This window comes from Vibrio sp. 10N.247.311.49 (genome assembly GCF_041467655.1).
Classification (GTDB): Bacteria; Pseudomonadota; Gammaproteobacteria; order Enterobacterales; family Vibrionaceae; genus Vibrio; species Vibrio crassostreae_C.
Genome location: NZ_JBFSVA010000001.1, coordinates 506994 through 527525, shown reverse-complemented (window position 1 = coordinate 527525; position 20532 = coordinate 506994). Strand labels below are relative to the sequence as shown.

The 20532-nt window shown below is 43.3% G+C and carries 13 protein-coding genes and 1 pseudogene; 4 read left to right on the top strand and 10 right to left on the bottom strand.

The features are described 5' to 3' along the window. Positions 1 to 51 precede the first annotated feature (51 nt). Positions 52 to 390 carry a hypothetical protein gene (locus tag AB6E54_RS02260; RefSeq protein WP_004734781.1) on the bottom strand — a complete coding sequence of 113 codons (339 nt, stop codon included), beginning with the start codon at positions 388 to 390 and terminating at the stop codon, positions 52 to 54. A gap of 317 nt (positions 391 to 707) precedes the next feature. Here AB6E54_RS02260 and AB6E54_RS02255 point away from each other — a divergent pair, with 317 nt between their 5' ends. After that, positions 708 to 2216, top strand: coding sequence for a DUF3360 domain-containing protein (locus tag AB6E54_RS02255; protein ID WP_017065456.1), 1509 nt, complete (start codon positions 708 to 710; stop codon positions 2214 to 2216). A 724-nt stretch (positions 2217 to 2940) separates the two neighbouring features. Further along, positions 2941 to 3630, top strand: a complete 690-nt coding sequence (locus tag AB6E54_RS02250) for a hypothetical protein (protein ID WP_017061458.1) — start codon at positions 2941 to 2943, stop codon at positions 3628 to 3630. Between the two features lie 260 nt (positions 3631 to 3890). Here AB6E54_RS02250 and AB6E54_RS02245 read toward each other — a convergent pair whose 3' ends face one another. Both AB6E54_RS02245 and AB6E54_RS02240 read right to left on the bottom strand, forming a co-directional pair. After that, positions 3891 to 5411 carry a DUF2235 domain-containing protein gene (locus AB6E54_RS02245; protein ID WP_017061457.1) on the bottom strand — a complete coding sequence of 507 codons (1521 nt, stop codon included), beginning with the start codon at positions 5409 to 5411 and terminating at the stop codon, positions 3891 to 3893. A gap of 662 nt (positions 5412 to 6073) precedes the next feature. Continuing rightward, positions 6074 to 6946 carry an alpha/beta fold hydrolase gene (locus AB6E54_RS02240; protein WP_372106232.1) on the bottom strand — a complete coding sequence of 291 codons (873 nt, stop codon included), beginning with the start codon at positions 6944 to 6946 and terminating at the stop codon, positions 6074 to 6076. A gap of 378 nt (positions 6947 to 7324) precedes the next feature. Here AB6E54_RS02240 and AB6E54_RS02235 point away from each other — a divergent pair, with 378 nt between their 5' ends. Together AB6E54_RS02235 and AB6E54_RS02230 are read left to right on the top strand one after the other, a co-directional pair. After that, a complete protein-coding gene (locus tag AB6E54_RS02235; RefSeq protein WP_372106231.1) occupies positions 7325 to 9481 on the top strand; it encodes an NACHT domain-containing NTPase in 2157 nt (718 codons plus the stop codon). Further along, the gene (locus AB6E54_RS02230; protein ID WP_123326002.1) at positions 9481 to 10374 is read left to right on the top strand and encodes a RelA/SpoT protein; all 894 of its coding nucleotides are present in this window, start codon (positions 9481 to 9483) and stop codon (positions 10372 to 10374) included. The genes AB6E54_RS02235 and AB6E54_RS02230 overlap by 1 nt, the downstream gene beginning before the upstream one ends. Before the next feature lie 117 nt (positions 10375 to 10491). Here the strand turns inward: AB6E54_RS02230 and AB6E54_RS02225 are convergent. From AB6E54_RS02225 to AB6E54_RS02195, 7 genes and pseudogenes are all read right to left on the bottom strand, one after another. Further along, a pseudogene (locus tag AB6E54_RS02225) lies at positions 10492 to 10936 on the bottom strand (IS3 family transposase); the annotation flags it as partial. 111 nt (positions 10937 to 11047) lie between these two features. After that, positions 11048 to 13435 carry a phenylalanine--tRNA ligase subunit beta gene (gene pheT, locus AB6E54_RS02220; RefSeq protein ID WP_372106230.1) on the bottom strand — a complete coding sequence of 796 codons (2388 nt, stop codon included), beginning with the start codon at positions 13433 to 13435 and terminating at the stop codon, positions 11048 to 11050. 18 nt (positions 13436 to 13453) lie between these two features. Continuing rightward, a complete protein-coding gene (gene pheS, locus AB6E54_RS02215) occupies positions 13454 to 14437 on the bottom strand; it encodes a phenylalanine--tRNA ligase subunit alpha (RefSeq protein ID WP_004734764.1) in 984 nt (327 codons plus the stop codon). Positions 14438 to 14655: 218 nt separating this feature from the next. Next, positions 14656 to 15765, bottom strand: coding sequence for a GGDEF domain-containing protein (locus tag AB6E54_RS02210; RefSeq protein ID WP_029235308.1), 1110 nt, complete (start codon positions 15763 to 15765; stop codon positions 14656 to 14658). Between the two features lie 202 nt (positions 15766 to 15967). Further along, positions 15968 to 17200 (bottom strand): hypothetical protein, encoded by a 1233-nt coding sequence (locus tag AB6E54_RS02205; RefSeq protein ID WP_372106229.1) that lies wholly within the window; start codon positions 17198 to 17200, stop codon positions 15968 to 15970. Positions 17201 to 17209: 9 nt separating this feature from the next. Then, positions 17210 to 18016: an outer membrane lipoprotein-sorting protein gene (locus AB6E54_RS02200; RefSeq protein WP_017060448.1), complete on the bottom strand. Its 807-nt coding sequence runs from the start codon at positions 18014 to 18016 to the stop codon at positions 17210 to 17212. A 44-nt stretch (positions 18017 to 18060) separates the two neighbouring features. Further along, complete coding sequence (locus AB6E54_RS02195) at positions 18061 to 20523, bottom strand: RND family transporter (protein ID WP_372106228.1); 2463 nt, start codon at positions 20521 to 20523, stop codon at positions 18061 to 18063. Positions 20524 to 20532: the final 9 nt, after the last annotated feature.

The window sequence follows — 20532 nt, the reverse complement described above, 5'->3', positions numbered from 1 at the left end:
GGCTAACTCGCCGATTTACCAATTCGCCGATCTCAACTCACTGAATCACTCTCAGTCCATACGGGTAATGAAGGTTTGCTCGTCATCGACAAAAGCCACGTAGTCGCCGTGATAGATAAAAACCCGACCACGCCCTTCAACGATACACGCAAGCTGTGGGTTCAAGTCTTCTTCAAGATTTTCACTTTGATACGTGCCGGTGTCGGTAATCACACCGCGGAGTTTAGGCAAAAACCCATAGCTGCGCTTGGCTTGATCAATCAGGCTCAACTCACTGGTGGTAGAGAAGTAAGCTGGGATAGGACCAGCATCTTCGATAAACATCGGTTTCAGTTCTTCAAAAGCTGTAATCACCAGCCAGTCGATGCCGTTTACGTGATGGATAAACATTGTTTATAAATACCTAGTTTCTCGATAACTCTAATGCGGAGATTCTATCACTATCAAGTGCAGAACGTGGGATAAATTAAGGGACTACAAATAACCAGACGCATACTATCTACAGGGTCTAATACTAGTCGTCCGACTCTACGACTAATGTCTAACCGACTGAGTCTATTTGTTTTTTTTGGTTTGGTATAAGGTACTAACAACTAAATGTTAATGAGTTTTTAATTATAAGTTGACGCATTGTTTGCGCTTCATACCGTGAGTCAACAACGTTTGTTGGAATAACACACCTAAGAGTGTGAACGAAAGGAATCAAAATGAGCACTACTTTAGAGTCCGCACATATACAAACAGAGAAGCCTCAAGCCAATGAGGATGAACTCACCTATGAACAACAACATAAACCAAGCTCAGAGTTTGAATCCCGAGAACAGTATCTAGAACACGAATTGCAAATCATGTCGCCTAAGCGCTGGCGTCCAAATTTGCCGTTTAAAGATTATCGATTTGAGATAGAAGACACCATCCCAGCGATGGCGGCGACCATTGGTAAAGTGGTTATGGTGGGCGCGATTGCAGCCACCTTTGCTGGGGCTCTCGGATTAAATGAAGACTTCATTCTAGAAAACGTTCGTTATGAACTGCTCATCGCCTCTGTTTTCATTATTATTTTCTCTGGCTTTTTATTGCCGACTGCAAACCTCGCAGGGACCCACGGCCCACTTATCCCTTTGATTCCGATTGTGGTTGCAGCAGGTGGACACCCGATGGCGTTTGGCCTGTTGATTGGCGCTTTTGGCCTCATCTTAGCCATCAGTAAAGGTGGCAGCATGTTGGCCAACCTCACCAGTAAAGGCGTGTGTGGCGGCTTATTGCTCTACCTCGGCTTTGTTGGAACCGCCTCTCAAGTGAAAAAGCTTTTCGCTTGGGCTGAAGGAATCGGTATGAGCCACATCGCGTTTGTGGTGATCTTTTGCACCATTATCTTGTACGCGCTACTGGAACACTTCCGCAAACGTTGGTTAGCAGTACCTCTTAGCTGCTTGTTGGGTGGTACGATTGCATTTGCCATGGGCGCCCCATTTGCTTTCCACACTGAGCCAGGCTTGCCCAACATGAACCCTATGTATTGGTGGGGAGAAGATACAGGTTGGATGCTAGGCCTACCGACGATTGAACACTTCATGGTGGTATTGCCGTTTGCGATTCTAGCCGTAGCGATGTGGTCACCGGATTTCTTAGGGCATCAAGTATTCCAAAAGATCAGCTACCCAGAACGTACCGAAAAAGTACACATGAACATCGACGACACCATGACCACGGCATCAATTCGTCAAACGTTCGGTTCTCTGCTTGGCGGTACTAACTTTACATCTTCATGGGGTACTTACATCGTACCAGCGGCGATAGCTAAACGCCCTATTCCTGCTGGCGCGCTGCTCACAGCTCTGTTCTGTATTATCGCTGCTGTTTGGGGCTACCCGATGGATTTAGCTATCTGGCAACCTGTACTGTGTGTGGCGCTGATTGTTGGGGTATTTGTTCCATTGCTAGAAGCTGGAATGGAAATGACGCGTGAAGGAAAAACCACACAGTCGGCAGCGATTGTTGTGTTCTCTTCAGCGCTCGTTAACCCTGCATTTGGCTGGGCTCTCACCATGCTGTTAGATAACTTAGGCTTAGTCGGTTGTAAAGAACGTAGTAGTGAACTGAGTAAAATGAGCCGCTGGGTATTGCCTGGCATCATGTTTATTGTACTAAGTGGCGTAATGGCGCTGGTTGGCCTTCTACCGGGAATTCCAGCGATTATCCCAAGCTTTCGCTAGGCTCGATTAATATTTAGTTTTGTCGGAATACAAAAAGGCCTCGCAATCGCGAGGCCTTAGTTTTATCTATCAAACCAGTGGCGACAGCCCTACTTCACTGACTTCACCGCTTTCATCAACGTGTGTTGAATGGTTCTCGTAAGCCAAAGCCTCCCCCTCTAGCTCCCCCTCAAATGCAGTTAAACGATATCTTCAGATACACGACTGAGGGGGAGAACATTCTTTGGCGCTGAACATATAACTGCACATGTAGCGATCGGTATTCAGTTCCTCCCCTTTCTCGTTGCCAGCAAGAGGTTGGAGATGTAAACCAAGGGGAGGTTAGGAGGGGATTTTTATCTGATTCTCACGTGTATCTGCCACTTTGTTTCGCTCGCTCTACAGAACACAAAAAGGCATTACAATACCCGAAAGTAATTTAACAAGTGTAGTGTGTATCAAAATCTATAGGGTACTACCAATAAGGTATAAGTCCCCAATATCTTATGTTACCTAAATATTTAAAACAATTAGGATTAAAGAGCGCCACAAACGAGCATGCTACTAATCTAGAATAAACATAGATGATACCAAGTCGCTTTGAATATTTTGTGACAACTATCACCAACTGAGTTATTAGCTGATCTATACTTCCGCAACTCAACTACCTTTAGCAAAGGTATATAATATTTTCAAATTCTATGGTGGAGAGTACTACAGTTGCTTTCCCATTAAGGAAGAACCTATGGCTCTAAAATTACCATCATGGTTTTCTGATTTAGGTGTTGTGGCACTTATTTTCTCTGCTGGTGGGTTTTATTTTACTATCAATGAATTAAATCAAAACTATGCTGATATTGACAAACGGATCACAGTCGTTGAAAAGGCAATATCTATACACCACGGAAGTGATTGGTCAGATCGTGTTAATGAGCTATCCAAGGTTGAGGATCTAAATCGACAGTTTGAAGCTTCAATAAGTGATTTTGATGACAAGTATAAAACTAACTTGAAATCCATAGAAGCGATAGAAGACTGGGTATCCTCAGCAAAGGCATGGGCTGAACAAATTGATCAAATGGAGATTAATAGGATTGCCAACTCATTTAGAGCAAAAGTTGTATACTCAACGGTTAGAACTGGTCAGAATAACTCTGTCAGAATAAATAAAGCTCATGAAAAAGGAAGCGGATACCAAATAGGTGATCGAATTTTTATTGAAAACCCAGTCCCGCCTAATTTAGAAGTGGAAGCTTTTGTTGTTGGGTATTTGAATGATAAAGTAAACTCTGATGTGTTACTTCAGATTAACGAGGAGTTGTTAGGGCAGTTGGGTCTAACAACTCAAAATGGTCGTTATGAATTACTAATAACGAATAAGTTCACTGAGGAAAATTGGACTACTCTTGCGGATACGAGTGTAGTTAAAAAATAAATTTCCATTCTAAAATATAAGTTATATCTTCTATATTATTAAGGGAAGTCGCCATTTTTATTTTATATAAATCCAAATTGCGAAATATACTAGTTAATATAAATCACCACCGATTTAATTTCCTTGCTACATATTGGTAATTTAAATTACTATCACACTACCTTAAAACACAATCCACAAAAAAAACCACCTTGACTTAGTACCTAAATACAAATCTCTATCATTATCATTGATAATTCGCATCAATTGGGAGCCGTTATTTACTCGATGCGCGTTATAGTACAATGAATAGCCCCTTTGTTATTACCATAAAAACACTCCAAGTCATTTGCAAATGGACATAGTTCACCTGACGTTAAAGGAGAGTAATTCTCGTTTAATCCGATTCTGAACGTTTCTCGGTCTTCACTCCCTATAGAAGCGCATAACTCAAACCATTTAGCATTAGAAACTCGCCTAAAAGGTTCCATTGTAGCGATAGCTACCTCTTTCAACCCAAGAGTAACTCCAAGTCTATCCCACCCCGCCGCGCTACATGCAATTGAAGCGTCATACCATAATTCTGCAGTATTAGTTTCAAATCTATAACGCTTACCCACCTCAAGAAAAACGCCTGTACGGTTAATTTTTTCAGCAGCAAAAACAGTTAAAATTTTACTTTCACCTAAACTAAGTACGGTTAGTCGTTGTTGTGGTAATTCGATATGGGGTGTTATTCCTGAACATTCTATCTTTTCAAAATCTTGATACATAACCTTATGCTTAACATTTTTGAGGGACATAGGTCTGTAATCTTCATTACGATAGATTCGTTCAGATATAGACCAATGAATTATCGGATTATGTTGTTTTGAAACTTTATCTTTTTCTATGACGCAGCATAATCGGTCACATAAGGTAACAAAGCTAACTGGAAACCAACGACTTTGTTCATGATTTAAACCACAAGGATTTGGATTGATCAACATGTCGTCTAAGCATATTTTATAATCTATTTCTTTAGGTAAAAGTTCCGAGTATTTTACTTCCCTAGCTGTTTTAATATCTATCTTAAGCTGCCATCTTTCAATCCAATTTAGATAAAAACGCATTGCAGAGTCCGATAAACCATCCTTTTGATACCCACCGCCTACATCCGCATGTGCTCCAGGGAACCATATTTCACACATTTTCTTCTCGTAATTCATTAAAGTCGGTTGAAAAGCTCTTCGTTTCTCATCTAATGACACTATATGTAATGCTTCAATTACATTATTTGGTAACGAATGATCTTCAAAAACCACCTCAGACTTAGGACGCTGATACTTACTCATATTAGGAGTACTGATAGAAGCGACAGTATCAAAAACAGCTTCGTATATACAAGGCACGGCAACTTTATCGCTAATGAGTTTGGCAAATCGTCGAGCTAATGCGGCTCCTCTACTAAATCCAGTAACTAATAGTGTATCAGCTCGATCGTCAAATGTTATTTTTTCAAACTCCGAAAGTGCTTGATTAAGAATATGTTTGACGTCACAGCCCTCAGGTGAAAATATAGTATTCCATGCTTTTTGTAGTGCACTTCCGTATGTACCCACTCCAGCAAAGTAATAGCAATGCTGTACTGAAGAATCCCATCCTTGGCCTTGATTAACCAACGAACCACCACACAAGATATGAAATTTTAGTATGTTCGTTATACTATTGTCTTCACTTACTCCTTTATCATTGATTGCTTGCTCTGCATCTTCGGGGGCATTGCATGTACCATCAAAATTAAATATGAATAACCTAGCCATAGTACTCTCTCGATTTTTTATAACACTGTAAAATTAAATAACTATTTTAATTAATTTACTCAACCAGTGGTCTTCGTAAGATTTATCAGTTTGAATTAGTTGACCAACTGGCAAGCCTATTTATCCGATTATAAGTCCACTTATATATGTAGCTTATGATTATGAGTTCCACTTGAACCTACATCACAATTTCATTGAAATCACCGAATAGGCCGATAGTTAAGAACTTTGGAGTAGGACAATTTTTTTGGGGTTCTAAAGATTAAACAACTAAAAAGTTGCTAAGAGTTTGATTTTTTATCTTCCCCCGAAACAAAAAGGCCTCGCAATCGCGAGGCCTTAGTTTTATCTACCAACGGTTACATCCATCTATTAACAACTACAGCACGCTACTTCACTGACTTAACCGCTTTCATCAACGTTGTGTTGAACGGCTCTAGTAGACCAAAGCCTCCCCCTCTAGCTCCCCCTCGAATGGAGTGACCCGATCTCTTGAGATATAAGAATTAGGGAGAGAACATTCTTTGCCGCTGAACATATAGCAGCACATGTAGCGATCGGTATTCAGTTCCTCCCCTTTCTTATTACCAACAAGAGATTGGAGATGTAAACCAAGGGGAGGTTAGGAGGGGATTATCAGCCTATTCTCACGTGTAACCACCCTACTTCACTGACTTAATCGCTTTCATCAACGTTGTGTTGAATTGCTGTGGTTGCTCAAGCATTGGGAAGTGGCCTGAGTCTTCAATGTAGTAAATGCTGTAATCCTTGATGTGTTTCTTGTTCGCTTCTGAATCTGTTGGCCATAGGCGAGCGTTGACCAATATGACTGGCACATTCACGTTCTCATACACGCGGTGTGCTTCACCTGTGACGTATTGGCCTAGATAATGGCGGAACTGATTTATCGCGATAGCTGGCGGTGCTGATGCCATGTCTTGCGTTACCCAGTAAAGTAAATCCGCGTCTACATCTTTTGGTAGCGAGTCTCTCACAAACATAGTAATGCCCGCTTGGAAGTCTGCTTCAAAAGGTTTGGTCATTGCATCTAGGTCGCTTTGTGATACCGCTAGTACAACGTTTTGCGATGTATCGACACCAATAATGCCCTTCACTCTTTTCGGCATCAGTTTAGCGGCTTCTGCAATTACGCCACCCGCCATGGAATGCCCGACTAAAATGACGGATTCGAGTTGTTCTTTCTCGATTACCGCTTTGATGTCTTCAGCAAACGCGACCATGGTGTATTCTCCGCGATTGAACGATGAGTTACCGTGCCCTGCTAAATCCATGGTGATCACTTGATACTGCTTTGAAAACTCGCTCACTTGGTTTTGCCACAGCCTACTGTCTAAACTCCAGCCGTGAATGAAGATCAGCGCTGTCTCCCCACTCCCACTTTTGCCATACGCAATTTGCTCACCATCGTGAGATATCGCAATACCGTACTTAACCGTTGAATCATGAGCCATGGCATTAAAGCTACCAAGCACCATGAATACCAAGAGTGTGATGTTTAGAATTAAACGTTTCATAGTGTCTCTCTACTTACTTTGGAGGGAACATAGAAAGCGCCCCTCTCAATCAATATAAGCACTATAAAGTGTGAAGTTGTAGACGGGTCAAGGGTGATTTTCGAACATTAAAGGTTAGTTAAGAGTCAACAGAGCTCCACCATTTTGGTCTAGCTAAATCGTTACTTCTAAATGAATCGACTAGTTTTCTAGACACTAATTTCTCACACACTGTTAAAGTGTTCTCAACAATCCATCCAACTGTTATTAATAGATAATTTATAAAAAATAATAATTTTAAATGTTAGATCTCAAACGCGACAAACCTACACACTTATGCCTTTATGTGCAGGTGCAATTTATGTAATATCGGCAAAATACTCTTTAAGAGACTTACCGATGACAATAAATTGCACTCAAGTAGTAGATAAGTTTAAGCGCTATGGTTTTGAATACAAAAAAGCTTATTCAAATTCTTCATACCTTACGTTTACATTCAAATCTGGTTTTTTTCATAATGCCGAAGTTGTTCAAGTTGCAGAAAGCAACCACGACTCAACAGATATAGAAAAGAAAGTTAAAGATCTTGAATCACACGGGGTATCTATAAAGCGAAACAAATACGATACAATTGAACAAATAGAACGAGGTCTATTTGAAGGTTTTTTTGATGTAGTGCACTGGAAGAGTCGAATTAAAGATGAATATGCGAATTACGTAAATTCAATATTAGGCAGCTTCCCTGAAGCTGAAGAGCTTTCTTATAATTACATAAATGCCCCGTTTTCTCTTAGTGTTGATTCAGCCTTGGTTAGACATGACAACGAATCGATTGTTGATGACATTATTAATGACCTTAATGATCCAGGTTCACAATTAATATTAGTAGAAGCTCCCGCGGGGTTCGGAAAGACTTGTACTTCCTACGAAATAATTGATCAATTAGCAAAAAAAACAGACGCTCCAATACCCTTTTTTACAGAGTTTTCTAGAGATAGGCAGGCAAGAGTCTTTGGCCACGTTTTCGTTCGCGAAGTAGATAGAGCGTTTAGTCAAGTTAAGTCTGACGTTGTCATTGATGAGCTTCAAAATGGGCGGATTGTCATGGTCTTAGATGGTTTTGACGAACTATTAAGCGACGACTCTGGAGATTCATCTGAAGAAGATTACGACAACGCAGAGCCAATGCTAGAAACTATCAGCGAATTGCTAGACCGCAATGCAAAAGTAATTATAACTTCACGTAGAGCGGCGATTTTTGACGGCAGTGTGTTCAACGAATGGATAGACAAATATCAAGACAAATTTAAGTTTAAACGCTACCGTATCCAGTCACCACGGATAGAAGACTGGCTATCCGAACCTCGGCGCATGGCACTTAAGGATGCAGGGCTGGATCTAGACCAGCTTTCAAATCCAGTATTGCTTGCTTACCTACGTGCACTTGCTATTGATTCCTTTAATGAATTACTAAAAACGCCTGAGAAAGTGGTTTCTCACTATTTTATAGCAATGCTTGAAAGAGAAATGGAACGCCAAAAGCTACCAATGAATCCAGATGAACAAACCAAATTACTTACAACTGTTGCTTCTCATATGTGTGAACATAACTACACATCGGATAGTAAAGAAAAAATAGTTGACCTTTTAAAATCTAAATGTACAAAACTTCTTGAAGATACTCGCCGGTTATACGCAGCTAAAGATAGGCCAACATTGGATGGCTTAGCGACAACTTTAGCTACTCATGCTTTTTTTGACCGCAGCAATCAGGGCGATGGGAGAATTGAGTTTATAAACGAATTTGTTTTCGGTAACTATATCGCTGAGTCAGTTTTAGAATATCAAGGCGAATGGTTAGCTAGTGACGAAAGATTTGTTGAACCAGCGATTGCATCATATAGAGCACGAACTCATAATGAACGTGCGACTCTATGGAATAAGTTAGAACCGATGTCTGAGTTTTTATCTGAGTCGGATAGAATGTCATATGAAATAAAAATGCTTGGTGAAATATTGTATGACACATATAACGAGACTTCCGTAAATTCAATCGATATTAATAATGTTGATTTTTTTGAAAAGACTTGTGTACAAGATATTTCATTCAGTAATTGTAGTTTTTCGTCTGTAATATTTCACATCGACAATATTAAGAACGCTACCTTTATCAATTGCAAATTTTATAATTGTGAGTTGGTATCAGATGCTATCGAATCCAACACCTTGGAATTCCTTAACTGTACTTCAACTAACAACTTTATTGCCCAACTTGAAGAGTGCCATGTAGAAGAAGAAGCGGAAAGCATTGGTGATCTAACATTGAACATATTTAGACGTTTCTTCCCTGTTGGGTCAAATAGTTGTGAACGAGTTCATATACCATTAGTTACCGTTTATAAGCTTCAGTCTCAAGGTTACTCCAAACGCGAGATCACTCAAGAGATCAAGAAGCTAAAAAGAGATGGCCTTTTGACTGATGCAAATGATGGATCTTATGTCGGGGTAAACCCACAAAGAATGGGTGAGATAAAACAAATGTTAGGGAAAGCATAATGAAGTATCCTGCAGATGTGACTTCAAAAGATATCCAAGCCGAAATATCTCAAGCTTTGGATCAAATGGGAATAATGTTTCGTATTTTTGGTCGTGTAAAAAGTTTTACGTCTATTAATAAAAAACTAAGTAGTGATGACCAATATGGCGTGTCCAAGAAGTTACAAGATATGATAGGGATCCGCATCGTTCTATATTTCCCTGATGACGTGTTGGTCGCTCACAATGCAATAAGCGCACTCTTCAATGAACGCGAAAAAGACCAAAGTATTGATAGAGCTAAAGCTACGACGTTTAAACCTGTTAGGTATAACTTAGTTTATGACGTCCCCTCCCGAATGAACTATGAACTCCCACCAACATTAGTCGGTAAAGTTGACACAACGTTTGAAATCCAATTACGTACTGTACTATCTGAGGGGTGGCACGAGGTTGAGCATGACTTAAGATATAAATGCAAAAAAGATTGGGTCAACTTTCCCGAAGAGACTCGAATGCTCAATGGTATTTATGCATCTCTTGAAACCAATGAATGGACTATGATAAAAATCTTTGAAGAAATAGCATATGGACATTACAAGCAGCGCAATTGGGAGTCGATGCTTAGACAAAAACTCAGGTTGAGACTAGATGATAAACCTCTACCTCAACCGATAATCGACATATTTGATAATGATATAGATTTAGCTAAAAAATTTTTTAGGATAGATCGCTCGGCTTTAATAGCACTCTTGTATGAAAAGAAGTTTGACTATCCTATGAACCTCGAAAATTTAATCATGTTCGCAAATCATCAGGTCATAGAATCGAGCGAAATCCTTGATATAACAAGCCAAGGTTTTATTGATGACCTTTCAAATGAACCATATGATTTAAGTCACTTAACGCTTTAGCCGTGCATATAGGGAGCTATTGCTCCCTTCCTATAGAAGTCGTTCTTTAATTAGATATTAATTTTTTTAATTCAATACTGACTAAAGTCTTAATCTTATTTAGCCAGATTTAACAAGTAATTCTAATACATCTATACTCATAGAAGATTGATGTGTAATACCTATGAAGTGACAAGCTTTAGTGACGGTCAACTTTCTGACCGTTTTTCCTTAATAACTCGGCCTTGCGCTTCTTTGAGATTCGGACACCGAAATCTCGATCCATGACTTTTACAACCGCTTCAAAGAACTCAGCTTTGAGCTGAGTCTCTTCTAATTGCTGCTCGAGTTCTTTGATTCGTTGCTCTGGGGTTTGAGTTAACGCTCTCGATTGTTCTATTCCTTTAGACCAATCTAGTTGACCATGTTTGCGAAGCCAAACTAAAACGGTAGAGCGACCTTGGATCCCATAACGCTCTTGAGCTTGCTTATAAGTCATTTCGCCTTTTTCAACTTGGCTTACGACTGCCAATTTAAAGGCAAGAGAATAATCTCGTTGAGTACGTCTACTTGTTGTTTTCATGACACTCTCCAATTTCATATTGGAAATGTGTCAACCATATTTAGGACGCTACACACAAACAAAAAAGGCCTCGCAATGCGAGGCCTTTGTTTTTCTATCTATCAGAAGAGATTAGTCGCGAAGTGCTGCGCCGAATTTCTCTGAGATTGAAGCTACGATAGCATCTACTGAACCAGCGATGTCTGCATCTTCAAGTGTGCGCTCTACAGACTGTAGGCTAAGTGCGATTGCTAGGCTCTTCTTACCTTCTTCAACGCCTTGACCAACGTATACGTCGAACAGTTTAGCGCCTGTTAGGAATTCGCCACCAGCAGCGATACACGCTTCTACGATGTCGCCAGAAGCTACTGCTTCGTCAACAACTACTGCGATATCACGACGGTTTGCAGGGAACTTAGATACGGCTACTGCTTCTGGAAGCACGCGAGTGTTGATAGCTGCCCATTCGATTTCGAATACGATAGTGCGGCCGTTAAGACCAAACTTACGCTCTAGTTCTGGGTGAACAGTACCAATGATACCCACTTCTTTGCCGTCTACGACGATAGCCGCAGTTTGACCTGGGTGAAGTGCTGGGTGCTTAGCTGCTTTGAAGCTGTATGCGATTTCGTTTGCAGAAAGCTCAAGAACTGCTTCTAGGTCACCTTTAAGATCGAAGAAATCTACAGTGTTAGTTGCAATGTCCCAGTGCTCTTCGCCACGAGTACCAGAGATAACGCCCGCAAGCATCATTTCTTGGCGCATGCCGTTTTCAGCCGTTGCTTCAGGGATGAAACGTAGGCCTGATTCGAATAGACGAACGCGAGACTGTTGACGCTTCTGGTTGTGAACAACTGTGTTTAGTAGACCTTGGATTAGGCCAAGACGCATTGCTGACATATCCGCAGAGATTGGGAATGGCAGGATTAGCGGCTCAACACCAGGTACAACCAGTTTTTGCTGTTCTGGTTCTACGAAGCTGTATGTGATTGCTTCGTGGTAGCCACGGTCTACAAGAAGGTCACGAACGCGCTTAAGCGGTTGGTCAGCTTCTTTGTGGTCATTCATTTTAAGTGCCGCTTTAGGCGCTTGGTTTGGAATGTTATCGTAACCGTAGATACGACCTACTTCTTCAATTAGGTCTTGCTCGATTGCGATATCAAAACGCCAAGATGGAGACGTTGCCGTCCAGCCAGCGTCTGTCGTTTCAACGTTACAACCTAGGCGAGTAAGAATTTCCACTACGTCTGTAGATGGGATTTCGTGACCTAGTAGGCTATCTAGCTTAGCGCGACGTAGAGCAACTACGTTTGCTTTAGGAAGTGAGGCTTCAGATTCGCTGCCGTTTACTGGCGCAACTTCACCACCACAGATTTCAACTAGAAGCTGTGTTGCACGCTCCATAGCTGCTGCTTGTAGCGTTGAATCAACACCACGTTCGAAACGTAGAGAAGAATCAGTGTGAAGGCCGTAAGCACGTGCGCGACCACGGATGTGATCCGGTGCGAAGAATGCTGCTTCAAGAAGTACGTCTGTCGTTTCAGTAGTAACACCTGAATCTTGACCGCCAAAGATACCAGCGATTGCTAGTGCTTTGTTTTGGTCAGCGATAACAAGCGTGTTGCTGTTTAGTTCAGCTTCGTTGCCATCTAGAAGTGTTAGCTTTTCGCCCTGCTCTGCTAGACGAACCACGATACCGCCTTCGATCTTAGCGAGATCAAATGCGTGCATTGGTTGGCCTTGCTCTAGCATCACGTAGTTTGTGATGTCTACAACTGGGTCGATTGAACGGATACCACAACGACGCAGTTTTTCTTGCATCCAGATTGGAGATTCCGCTTTCACGTTTACGTTCTTAACCACACGGCCAAGGTAACGTGGACAAGCATCAGTTGCTTTGATTTCAACAGATACTGTGTCTTCAATGCTTGTTGCAACAGCTTCAACTGTTGGCTCTGTAACGTCTGCGCGGTTTAGTACGCCAACTTCACGAGCAAGGCCACGGATGCTGAAGCAGTCTGCGCGGTTTGCTGTTAAGTCTACATCGATAGTTACGTCGTTAAGCTCAAGAAGCTCACGTACGTCCATACCTAGCGTTGTGCCTTCTGGCAGCTCAAGGATACCGTCTGACTCTACGTCGATACCTAGCTCAGAGAAAGAACAAAGCATGCCGTGCGATGGAACGCCACGTAGTTTTGCTTTCTTGATTTTGAAGTTACCAGGCAGTACTGCGCCAACTGTTGCTACTGCTACAGTTAGGCCAAGACGACAGTTAGATGCACCACATACGATGTCTAACAGCTCTTCTTCGCCGATATCAATTTTAGTTACTTGTAGTTTGTCTGCGTCTGGGTGCTGACCGCACTCAACCACTTTACCTACTTTAACGCCGGTGAATTCACCAGCAACAGGTTCTACATCGTCAACTTCCAAACCAGCCATAGTGATTTGGTGAGCTAGCTCTTCGCTGTTAATTGCAGGTTTAACCCACTCGCGTAGCCAAGATTCACTGAATTTCATAGTTTCGACTGCCCCGGATTACTTGAATTGTTTAAGGAAACGAAGGTCGTTCTCGAAGAACGCACGAAGGTCATTTACGCCGTAACGAAGCATCGTTAGACGCTCTACACCCATACCGAATGCAAAACCAGAGTATTTCTCAGGGTCGATGCCAACAGAGCGAAGTACGTTAGGGTGAACCATGCCACAGCCTAGAACTTCTAGCCATTTGCCATCTTTACGTTTCACGTCAACTTCAGCTGAAGGCTCTGTGAACGGGAAGAATGAAGGACGGAAACGCACTTCAACTTCTTCTTCAAAGAAGTTACAAAGGAAATCGTTAAGAATGCCTTTAAGTTGTGCGAAGTTTACGTTCTCATCAACTAACATACCTTCCACTTGGTGGAACATTGGCGTGTGAGTTTGATCGTAGTCGTTACGGTAAACACGACCCGGAGCAATGAAGCGGAAAGGCGGTTTGCCGTTTTCCATCGTACGGATTTGAACACCAGAAGTGTGCGTACGTAGCATTAGATCAGGGTTGAAGAAGAAAGTATCGTGATCAGTACGAGCTGGGTGATCGTCTGCGATGTTTAGTGCATCAAAGTTGTGGAATGCATCTTCGATCTCAGGGCCAGACTCAGTGCTAAAGCCAAGCTCACCAAAGAACTGTTCGATACGCTCAACAGTGCGAGTAACTGGGTGAAGACCACCGTTCTCAATGCGACGACCTGGTAGGCTCACATCGATAGTTTCTTCAGCTAGTTTCGCTTCAAGCTCTGCACGTTGTAGTGCGTCTTTGCGAGCTGCGATCGCTTGTTGAACAGCACCTTTCGCTTTGTTGATCTCTTGACCAGCAGTGCGACGCTCTTCAGGTGGAAGTTTACCTAGGCTTTGTAGTTGAAGAGTGAGTTCACCCTTCTTACCTAAATACTGAACTCGCACTTCATCAAGTGCGACTAACGAATCTGCTGTATCAATAGCAGTCGTTGCATTAGCAATGATCTCTTCTAGATGTTGCATCATTTCCTCATCTACCAGTTGGTAGTGTCCGTATCGGATGATTAGTTTTTTTAGATAGCTACACATAGTAATCAAACACGCAACCAATGCCAAATTGAATCGCTAAAAGAACAAGTTATTGCCTAAAAACACGGCAAATTTAACAGGATATTAATGAGGAGTAGGAAGAAGTGGAACAATTACAGGTTCCACTTCTTAATTTGGAAATGACCTGAAGGCTAGATCTGAATAGAACAAACGCTGTTCTTCCCTGCGTTTTTTGCTAAATAGACGGACTCATCCGCCGCTTTAATCAATTCGTTCATGGTTTCGAATTCTTGGGTCATTTCAGCGACACCGACACTAATACTGCCAATCCAAACTTGATGACTGGTTTCAACCTCTAATTCAGACACTTTCTGTCGAGCGGTTTCCGCGATGTACATCCCACCTTTAAGGTCGGTGTTTGGGCAAATAACCAAGAACTCATCGCCACCTAACCGGCAAACAATATCATCATTACGGAACGTGTTTTTCAGTTCACGCGAGAGGGTTTGTAGCACCAAGTCGCCTGCATCATGGCCGCTGGTGTCATTAATGCGCTTGAAGTGGTCGGCATCAATCATAATACACACTAAAGGCATGCCCAGTTCTTTGGAGTCTTGCCAATGCAGCGCTAACTGTTTAAAAGCACTACGACGGTTATGCAAATTAGTAAGAGAGTCGGTTAATGACAGTTCTTCAAGTCTCTTATTCGCTCGTTTTAATTCTGCCGTACGTTCCTCAACTTTATCTTCGAGTAACTGGTTGAAGCGTAACAACTGTTTGTTTCGTTCAGAGACTTGTTCAAACAGGCCGTTAAGCGCAGCCAACAGCGGGACAGTCGCAGAATCTTGCTGCTTTTCTTCCGCTTCAAAGGCTTGCAGAGGTGTCGCGCCCTCTTCTATCGCGGTCATTTGTCGCGCCATGTTTTGGTCGATGCCGAGGATGTGGTAAGCAAGCCAGTGGATCAATAAATCAAGTAACTGCCGTGCTGACGACTGATCTTCTTCCATGATGAAAGCTTGCATACTGTAGATATCTTGCATAAATACACGATGCACTTTGATATGCTCTTCAATGTGTCGCTCATACACACCGCAATCTCTCATCAAAGATTCTTCTTCTTTAAAGTGAAATTCGGCATAGCATGTGAGATCGAGTAAAGCGACGTTTATGTCGTCGATAGAGATAGTGTTCTCTGACAACAGATTTCCGTAGTGGTTGATAATACCAACAAGATATTGATGCTGTTCATCTACAACACCAATGCCTGTTTCAAAGTTTTTATCCCAATTAAATGAATTCATAAATCCCTTAAGGCCGATACCACCAGCACGATTTATATGCATATTCGGAGGTTATAGATACTGAAAAAATATAACCATTTTACCTGTAGGTTTATTCGATTGTTTGATCCACTTTATAAAAAGACGACTTTGAACATTCTAAATATGGCTCATCTTAAATTTGAGACGTCCCCCCCAACAGGAACGCCCCACGAAGCTAACATTAGAAATAATATTCCAACGCCATCTCAACAAAGTCATCCTTGCGTGCGAAGAACAACAAGTCCTCTGGGGTTTCGTCCTCAAACAACCAAGCATTCAGTCGCCACTTGAGATTGTTGTTAATACGGCTCGATGCCTCTAGCTTGGCACTGTAGACATTACTGTTATCTAAGTCTTGAGTGATACCAGTAAGCACTTCGGTGCCGTCTTCATCGTTCAAAGCGAAACGTGCCCCAAGGAACACATCATTTTGGCCGATGGTTTGGGCATTGTTGCCTCGGCTGTCATACAGGTATTCAGCGATGAAGCCGATGTCCCAGTACGATTCAAGCGCCCCTACCCAAGTGTATTCAAAGCCTGTCGCCACGCCGGTATGGTTGTCGTAGCTGTCGCGATAAATGCTTTCCAGCTTCCATAACCAGTCACCGATAATGCCTTGAACATCCAATCCGAAGTGTTGCATTTGGGCGTAGTATGGCTTGAGTTGATTGCCTTCCACACGGTAATAAGGGTCGCGGTTTGTGCCGCCTAAGTAGCTTAAACCGACATCCCAATCACCGTACATTTGGCTGTAACGCAATGCCACATCAACGTGTTTTTCTTCTCGTGAAGATTCGTAAAGCGCATCGTCCGATACTGGCACGGTTGGCCTTAATCGACCGTCTTCGCCTGCGAAGGTACGCTCACGAAAATACGGCAGTAACATGGCGTCTATGGTGCCCCACTCTTTTATCGAGGTGAAGTGCACCATAGGCTGACCTAACTTGGATTCGCCATCGACCGATTCAATGGCATCGGTCTGGTTTACCACATCCACTAAATGCGCCGATTCGGTTACGCCCCAAAATACCTTTCCAACACCCGCTCGCAGTTCGTAATCATCCCAATAGGTTAAATACAAGGCTTCGCGAATATCACCATGAGTTCGTTCATCGTCTTCACTGTCTAGGCGATAAAACGGGGTGAAGGTAATGCTGCCGTTGCCCTCTTGTTGCTCCCAGTAAAACTCTGGCTGCAACACCAGTGAGCTTTGTCCTTTGTCTTGCCCTTGTAAGCCGTCGCTAAAGAACTGCCTATGTTCAAGGTTAACCTGCCCTGCTAGCTCTGGGGTGACCTGTTCTACGAACTCAGAGCTAAAGCCTGCCGCCACACAAGGCAACGACACCTGCATAAGCCCGACGGTCGCCGCCAAGGTTAAGGATAATTGGGTTCCTGTTGCCACAATCCTTTTCATATTCCTGCCTTATTTCGCACGTTTTAGTGTGTTCTTTTGGAAATCCTTGTCTTTAAGACCGGTCTGGAACACTAAATCTGTCGTGGTTAATACGGTGCTTTTGCCTGTTTGATGGTTTTGCATCGCCATGGTGTGTGCGCGCCAGTATTGGTTTAGGTACTGTTTGTAATCTTGGAACGATAGAGTTTTAAGCAGTGCGCCTTTGCGGTCGTAAAACTCGACTTTCATTGGGCGGTAGTGCTGTTGGTCTAGCCATACCTTTTGCATGGTGTAGCCTGAGTTTTTATCGGTCGGTACTTGCTCTAAAACAAAGGTGTCTACGCCTTCCAGTTTCGCGTCTTCAATGTAGTTGAAGGTGTACTTTTCAAGTTCAAACGAGCTTAAGTCCTCATACGCAAATTCACTGCCCATAAACGGGCCAGATTTGTTGCGTGAAGAGATGCGTTTTACACGCTTGAGTGCAGGAAGATACAACCACTGGTCATCGGATTTGGTGATGTGCGAATGGTTTAGGAAAGCCGTGCCTTTTACGTCGCGTGGTTCATCAAAAATGGTTAAGCCTTTGTCGCCATCGTCATCGACTTCCAAAGATTTCAATCGCATCAGACGTGTACTGCTTTCGCCCTGTTTGTTGCGAAGTAGCATTTCCATGGTTGCGACAGAATCGCCCCACCCGACATCGACCGCTTTACGTTGCTCGGCAATTTCTAAGCCTTTCGCTGGGTCTGCTAATGCTGGGAAAGCGGCGAATGTGCTCAGTGCCAACGAGCTAACAGTAAGTAATGTAGTAGCGAATGTTTGTTTAACGCTTTTCATAAATATCTCCTTGAGTCAGCCCACCGCAGCAGGCCGACGTTTCCTTATTTGGTCGAAGTAGTCAGTTCGGCTGTCGATCTAGGCTGCGACTTGGTATCTGGCTTTGATTCGTGCTGAGTTTTAGCTGAATAGTGGGTCTGTTTGTCGAAGATCATCAGTAAGCTTGGTAGCAAGATGAAATCGACCACCAGCGCAATGAAAATCACAATCGCGCTGAGTAAGCCCATGTCGGAGTTGAGTCTGAAGCTCGACATCGCCAGTACAGAGAAACCGGCCACTAGCACAACAGTGGTGATCCACAAAGCGCGACCTACGGTGTGGAAAGCGTATCGAACCGCTTCTTCTGCTGATTTCCCTTCGATTCTTGCGCGCTGGTATTTACTCAAGAAGTGCACCGCATCATCAACCACGATACCCAACGTGAGCGTGACCACGACTGACAAACCGAGGTTGATTTCACCTGAGATAAGCGCCCATAAACCAAAGCCAATGATCGCAGGCGCAATGTTGGGCACTAGGCTGATCATGCCTAAGCGAACCGAGCGCAATGCAAAGATCATCAAGCCAGAGATAAGCACTAGGGTGATAGGCAAAGTTGATAGCATGCTCGCCATGTTGGTTTCGCCAATATGAGCAAACATCAGTGACGGGCTCGAAGCCACCACTTCATATTGCGGTGCATTGGCTGCAAACCATGAGTAAATGCGCTCTTCGAGTTCGACTAGCTCAACGCTGCCAAGGTTATCGACGGTGAGTACCATTTTGATCGATGATTTATCGACGTTGATCTGGTTGTTCAAGTCCAAGCCGTACGGCAGAGACATTTCGTAAAGCAGCAGATATTGCGCGGCAAGTTCACGGTTCAGCGGTAGCTTGTAGTAGCTGTCGTCGTCGGCATGCATATTCTTGTTCAAACGCATATAAACATCAGAAAGCGTTGCCACATGGTCAGTTTCTGGTTGAACGCGTAGCCACTTAGTAAAGTCACCAATTGCTTGCAAGAACACAGGATCAGCAATCGCTTGAGACTCGTTAGTTTTCACTGCGATACTGAGGGTTGTCATGCCGCTTACGGTCTCTTCCATGAAGTCAGCCGCTTGTCTGAATTCACTTGAGGTATCGAAATACTTCACCGATTCATCGTTGACTTTGTTGAGCGGAATTAACGCGGCAGCGCCAACAATCACTAGCGTAGAAATCGGCAGCAGTGCTTTACGGTTAGTTACGACAAAATCGCCCAGCTTATCCATGAAGGTGACTTTGTCTGCCGCCTTAGGGTTGGCAGGTAGGCGTTTGACTGGCAGCAGTTTTAGCAACGCTGGCAACATAGTCACAGACAAGAAGCACGCAATAAGTACACCCAGTGCCGATAAGTTACCGAAATCACGCAGCACTGGTGAGTCCGACATGTTCATCATCAGGAAACCAATCGCAGTGGTCACCGAGGTGATCAGAATCGGCATCGCATTGAGCTTGATGCTGTATTGAATGGCTTGTGCTTTCTCCATACCGCGCTGCATAGCTTGTCTCATGGTCACAATCACGTGAACACAATCGGCCACCGCCAAAGTTAAAACCAAGGTTGGCACATTCACGGTTGCGGTACTCAAGAACATCCCTGCCCAACCAGACAATCCCATGGTGGCAACAATCGAAGAGATGATCACAATGAGCGTCGCCACCACACTAAAGAACGAGCGCAGCATAAAGGTCAGGAACACCAGTACCACCAACAGCATCAAGGGAACGAGCGTTGAGCTGTCTTGTTGAGCCGAAGTCATAAATGCGTTGTTCATGGCTATGATGCCCGCTTTATGGAATTCGACATTAGGATACTGAGCTTGGTACTTGCCGATCATGGTATTGATTGCCGCAATCACCTCTTGCACTTCTGCGGTTTTGTCCACTTCTGGCAGTTGCACGGTGACGTTCACAATCGTCACATCGCCAGAGGCCGACACCAAGGCATTCTTAAGCAACGGCTCGTTAAGGGCGATCTGTTTTACTTTGGCGATGCGTTCTGGTGTGTGTTCGTACTCTTCATACAGCAAGTCTTCTACCAAAAGATCATCTTCAATGGCTTCGGTGTGCTGATAATTAGCAAGGGAATCGACACGGCTTGAATACGGGATCTGCCACGCATCAACCGTGAGATTTTGAATCAGGGTGAGAGTTTCAGGGGTGAAGACATTGCCATCTTCAGGTGCGACAACAATCGCAAGGTTGTCGGTTTTTGCAAAGGTGGTTTGGATTTCATCGAACGCCATCAACTGCTTGTTGGTGCCTTCGAAGAAGATGTTGTAGTCCCCTCTAAAGTAGAGGTTCTTAGCCCCTAATGCAGAGAGAATGATGATTGAAAACACCACCAGCAGAACGATAAACGAACGCTTGGTAGGTATTGAGTGCCAACTGTTTAGATCTGTGTTTGCGCTATCGGCATTAGGGTTATCTCGGTTTTGCTGATCGAACGTGGGCTTCTGGCTGTCATGTTTCATCACAGTCTCCATTTGTGACGA